We start from the raw sequence: 5,550 nt of genomic DNA on the forward strand, positions 1-5,550 counted from the left end.
GCAACGCTGCCGGCCCGTGGCCACCGCCCGGCCGCTCGACGAGGCCGGCGTCGCGGGGGTGGTCCGCCGGGCCGCCGAGCGCGGGCACACCGTCCGTCCGGTCGGCGCCGGCCACGGCTTCTCCGACCTCGCCGTCACCGACGGCGTCCACCTCGACGCCTCCGCCTTCTCCGGCATCACGGCCGTCTCCTCCGGCGCCCCGAGCCGCGACCACGCCACCGTCCGCGTCCGGGGCGGCACGACGATCGGTGAGCTCCAGGAGGCGCTCGACGAGCGCGGGCTCGCGCTCGCCGTCCCCCTCGAGCTGCGGGGTCCGACCGTCGGGGGCGCGCTCGCGGTCGGCGCCCACGGCAGCGCCGGGAGCCGTGGCTCGCTCTCCGACCAGGTCCTCGGGATGCGGCTGGTCGACGGGCGCGGTCGGGTCCGGGACGTCCCGCGCGCCGACCTCGACGCCGCCCGCACCGGCCTCGGCGCGCTCGGCGTCGTCCTCGACGTGGAGCTCGCCGTCGTCCCCGCCGCCCCGGTGCGCGTCACGCGGTCGTCGCGGCCCGTCGAGGAGGTCCTCGACCCCGGGTTCTGGGAGGGCCACGACCTCGCCGAGGCGGCCCTCTTCCCGTCCGCCCCGACCGCGGTGGCGCGCTGGGGCGACGTCGGGGACGCCGACGAGGTCGCCCCGGACGACGCGGACGAGGAGGCCGCCGCGGACCCCCGCGAGCGCACCGTCGGCATCACCAGCGCCGGCGCGACGGGGCGCAAGGCGCTGGGCGGCGCGGTCGTCGTCGAGCGCGCGCTGCCCCGGCTCGCGCCGCCGCTGAACCGGGTCGCCCTGCGGCTCGCGCGCACCGTGTCCGCCACCGGCGCCGGCTACCGCGTCCTGTCCGACCCGCCCGCGGTGCGCTACGAGCAGACCGAGTGGGCGCTGCCGCGCGAGGCGCTGGCCGACGCGCTGCGCGCCCTGCTCGCCGCCCTCGCCGACGGCCTCGAGACGGGCCTCCCGGTGCGGATGCGGCTCGGGGCGGCCGAGACGGGGTGGCTGCACCCCGCGCACGGCCGGGCGGTCGGGTGGGTCGCGGTCCGGGTCCCCCGCGGCACCGACCCCGGACCGGTCCTCGGACGCGCCGCCGAGGTGCTGCGCGCCCACGACGGTCGCCCGCACTGGGGGACCCGCCACGACCTCGCCGCGCCCGACGTCGCGGCGGCCTACCCGCGGTTCGACGACTTCCGGCGCGTCCGCGACGACTACGACCCCGAGCGGGTGTTCACCAACCCGGCACTGGAACGGCTCCTGGGCGACTGACGGACCTCGTCGGCCTCCTCGTCGTGGGCGGCGCCCAGGTCGGTCGCGAGCGCGACCACGGCCTGGTCGATGCGCCGCAGCAGCCGGGTGACGACGAGGGCGTCCGAGCGCCGCCGGGGTTCCTGTCCCCGGGCGGCGTAGGCCTCGGCGCGGTCGACGAGGTCCTCGGCGGAGTGCACGAGGACCTGCCCGCCGTCGGAGCGACGCCGCCCGCGCACCACGACGTCGCGCAGCCCGTCGAGGTTGTCCCGCACCGCCCGGGACGCGGGCCCGAGCGTGGGAGCCCAGCCGGGGTCGGGGGTGGAGCCGAGGTCGGCGGCGACCCGGGCGAGCGAGCGGGCGTAGTGGTCGACGACGACGAACACCCGCAGCGCGCGCCGGTGGCTCGAGCGCCCGCGGCGCCGGGGGGAGCCGACGAGCAGCGGCCGCGCCCGGGCGCGCACGGCCGCGAGCTTGGTGTCCATCTCGCGGGCCCGTTCCAGCGGCGGGGTCGACGCGGTGCCGAGGACGGTGTCGACCGCGCCCCCGAGGACCTCGTCGGCGACGTCGACGAACTCGTCGACGGCCTCGCCGAACGCCTCGCGCGTGCCCTTGGGCAGCACGAGGAACGCCGCGAGCACGCTCGCCACCACCCCGATGACGGTCTCCTCGATGCGCAGCACGAGGGTCTGGACGCTGAACTGGCCGATCAGTCCGTACACCAGCGCGAGGACCGCGGTGATCCAGAAGGCGAGCATGCCGGGCGAGATCCGCACCAGGTAGAGCGCGAGGAAGACGCAGGCGAAGAGCAGGACCAGGGAGAGCACGGTGTGACCCGAGGTGAGGGCGGCCAGGCCCATGCCCGCCGCGACGCCCCCGACGGTCCCGACGAGACGGCCCCAGCCGCGCGAGAGCAGGTCGCCGCGACTGCTGGTGTTGGCGAAGACGACGAAGGCGGCGACCACCGCCCAGTACCAGCGCTGCCCGGAGAGGAGCTCGCCGCCGACGATGGCGAGCGTGGTGCCGACCCCGACCTGGACCGACTGCCGGGTGGTGAGCAGGAGCCCGGCGTCGTCGTCGCGGTGCCGCCGCTCCTCCGGCCCGGACGGGGCCGGGGCGTCGGGGTCCGGGCGACCCATCCCGATCCCGTCGCCGGCGGCCTCGCGGGCGACCGCGTCGGGGGTCGCCGGGCGCGGGACGCCGGGCAGGACGAGGCCATCGGTCATCGGCTCGCCGGGGCGGGCCGGGGCGTCGCGCTGGGCGTACTCGACGGAGTCGGCGACGCGGCGGACCGCGAACGCCGCGCGCTGCACCCGCTCGTGCCCGCGGCGGGTGTCCGCGACGAGGCCGGCGACCGCGCCCCGGGCGTCGGACACCTCGGCGAGGATGCGCCGGTGGGGGACCTTGCGCTCGAGCGCCCGCGCGAGGTGGGTCAGGCCGGTGCGCAGCGCGGTGAGCGCGAGCGGCGTCGCACGCTGGTCGGCGCCGTCACCGCCGGGAGCCCCGGTCCGCGCGAGCCGCCGGACCGCGACCCCCAGGCGCTCGAGGCCGAGCTCGGTGTCGACCACCCGCAGCGCGAGCAGCTCGTTCTCCAGCCCCGGCCACACCCGGGCGGCGGGGGTGCGCTCGAGCTGGTCCTCGACGAGCAGCGCGGTCTCGTTGAGCCGCCGCCGTGCCCGGTAGAGGCGCTCCAGGACCGTCTCGCCCACCTGCTCGTGCTCGGCGCCCGTGGTCAGGCCGGGCGTCGACCCGCCGTCGGCAGCGTCCTGCGTCGCGGCGAGCACGTCGTCGACGCGCAGGACCATCTCGTGGGCCCGGGCGCGGAAGGCGTCGACGAGGCGGCGCAACGTGCGCTCCGGGCGTTCGGCGAACACGACGCCGCGCAGCAGCAGGGTCGCGCCCAGGCCGACGACCACGGCCACGCACAGCGCCGGGATCTGGGCCGGCTTGGCCGCGAGGAACTGCGTGAAGAAGAACGGCATGAACGCGCCCATGCCGAGCGCGAACCCGCGCGGCCCGAAGCGGCGGACGTAGACCGCGGCGACCATGACCGCGACGAACACGACGTCGGCGACGAGGCGGTGGCCCGAGAGCAGCGTGCCGACGACGGTCGAGGCGAGCGCGGGCAGCGCCATGAGCGCGGTGGTGATCCGCTGCCGCCGGATCGTCGTCTCGTTGACGGCGAGGTTGGAGATCATCGCGAGCACGCCGGCGAAGAGCACGATGGTCACCGGCTCCCCGGCGAGGACCGTCGCGCGGCCGAGCGCGATGACCGCGACGGCGAGCGCCATCGAGGCCACCGCGATCGAGGCGAGCCGCAGCCGGGCCAGCCCCGGGTCGGCGGTCACGAGCAGGGTGCGGAGCGTTCCCAGCGCCCGCGCCGTGGCCACCCGCACCGCCCTGGTCCCCTCGTCCGCGTCCGATCCACCAGGGACGGGAGTCTTCCACGCCGGGTGCCGGTGACGGACCGTCCGAGCGCGGGCCGAGTCACCCTCGACACGGTTACCACCCGGTAATAAGCTGCGGTTACCCGCCGGTACGGCCGGCTCGGCGCCCGGGGCGGGCGCCGACCTCTCGAGACGGAGCGAGATCCGGATGAGTCACTACCGCGCCAACGTCCGCGACATCGAGTTCAACCTCTTCGAGGTCCTGCGCGTGCAGGAGCACTTCGGCACCGGCCCGTTCGCCGAGACCGACGAGGAGACGGCGCGCGCCCTGCTCCACGAGGCCGCCGCGCTCGCGGAGGGTCCGCTCGCGGAGTCCTACACCTCCGGAGACCGCAACCCGGTCCGCTTCGACCCGCAGACCCACACCGCGCACCTCGACGAGGGCATCAAGCGCTCCTACCGCGCGATGTGGGACGCCGAGTGGTGGCGCCTCTCGGCCGACAACGCCATCGGCGGGATGGGCGTGCCGCCCTCGGTGCAGTGGTCCGCCGCGGAGATGATCCTCGGCGCCAACGCCCCGGTCTTCATGTACATGACCGGCCCGAACTTCGCCTCGGTGATCTACCGCAACGGCACCGAGCAGCAGAAGGGCTGGGCCCAGATCATGGTCGACCGCGCGTGGAGCGCGACGATGGTCCTCACCGAGCCCGACGCCGGCTCCGACGTCGGCGCCGGCCGCACCAAGGCCAAGGACAACGGCGACGGCACCTGGTCGATCGAGGGCGTCAAGCGCTTCATCACCTCGGCGGACTCCGACGACCTCGTCGAGAACATCCTGCACCTGGTCCTCGCCCGCCCCGAGGGCGCGCGGCCGGGCACCAAGGGCCTCTCGCTCTTCCTCGTGCCGAAGTTCCACTTCGACCCCGAGACCGGCGAGCCGGGCGAGCGCAACGGCGTCTTCGTCACGAACGTCGAGCACAAGATGGGGCTCAACGCCTCCGCCACCTGCGAGCTGACCTTCGGCGCCCACGGCACGCCGGCGACCGGGTGGCTGCTCGGCGAGGTGCACGACGGCATCGCGCAGATGTTCCAGGTCATCGAGTACGCCCGGATGATGGTCGGCACGAAGGCCATCGGCACCCTCTCGACGGGCTACCTCAACGCCCTCGAGTACGCCAAGGAGCGCATCCAGGGCGCCGACCTCACCCAGCAGACCAACAAGGCCGCCCCGCGCGTGCCGATCACCAACCACCCCGACGTGCGCCGCGGGCTCATGCTCCAGAAGGCCTACGCCGAGGGCCTGCGCGCGGTGTACGCGTTCACCGCGACCTACCAGGACACGGTGCGCCTGGGCGAGGCGCCTGACGCCGCCGCCGGCGACGTCTCCGCCGAGGACGTGGCGCTGGCCGAGAAGGTCAACGACCTGCTGCTGCCGATCGTCAAGGGCGTGGGCTCCGAGCGCGCCTACGAGAAGCTGACGATCGCGCTGCAGACCCTGGGCGGGTCGGGCTACCTGCAGGACTACCCGATCGAGCAGTACATCCGGGACGCCAAGATCGACTCGCTGTACGAGGGCACCACGGCGATCCAGGCGCAGGACTTCTTCTTCCGCAAGATCGTCAAGGACAACGGCCAGGCGCTGATGCACGTCGCCGGCCTCGTCCAGGCGTTCCTGGAGGCGGGCGAGCAGGGCGGGTCGGGCAACGGCCGGCTCAAGGAGGAGCGCGCGTTCCTCGCGACCGCACTCGGCGACGTGCAGAGCATGCTCGGCACGATGATCGGCTTCCTGACCTCGTCGCAGGAGGACACCGCCAACCTGTACAAGGTCGGCCAGCACGCGGTGAGCTTCCTGATGAGCGTCGGCGACATGCTCATCGGCTACCTGCT

At 75.1% G+C, this 5,550-nt stretch carries 3 protein-coding genes; 2 read left to right on the forward strand and 1 reads right to left on the reverse strand.

Annotated features, from left to right (window positions below; translation table 11 throughout):
• A partial coding sequence (locus tag AC0CYZ_RS02015) for a D-arabinono-1,4-lactone oxidase (protein ID WP_472211787.1) occupies nt 1–1,297 on the forward strand: 1,297 nt, incomplete at its 5' end.
• Here AC0CYZ_RS02015 and AC0CYZ_RS02020 read toward each other — a convergent pair.
• Nucleotides 1,240–3,672, reverse strand: coding sequence for an FUSC family protein (locus tag AC0CYZ_RS02020; RefSeq protein ID WP_472211790.1), 2,433 nt, complete (start codon nt 3,670–3,672; stop codon nt 1,240–1,242). The genes AC0CYZ_RS02015 and AC0CYZ_RS02020 overlap by 58 nt on opposite strands.
• Nucleotides 3,673–3,871: 199 nt before the next feature.
• On the opposite strand from AC0CYZ_RS02020, the gene AC0CYZ_RS02025 reads away from it, so the two are divergent.
• A partial coding sequence (locus tag AC0CYZ_RS02025) for an acyl-CoA dehydrogenase (protein WP_472211793.1) occupies nt 3,872–5,550 on the forward strand: 1,679 nt, incomplete at its 3' end.

The sequence above is a fragment of the Actinomycetospora sp. genome (assembly GCF_055612215.1).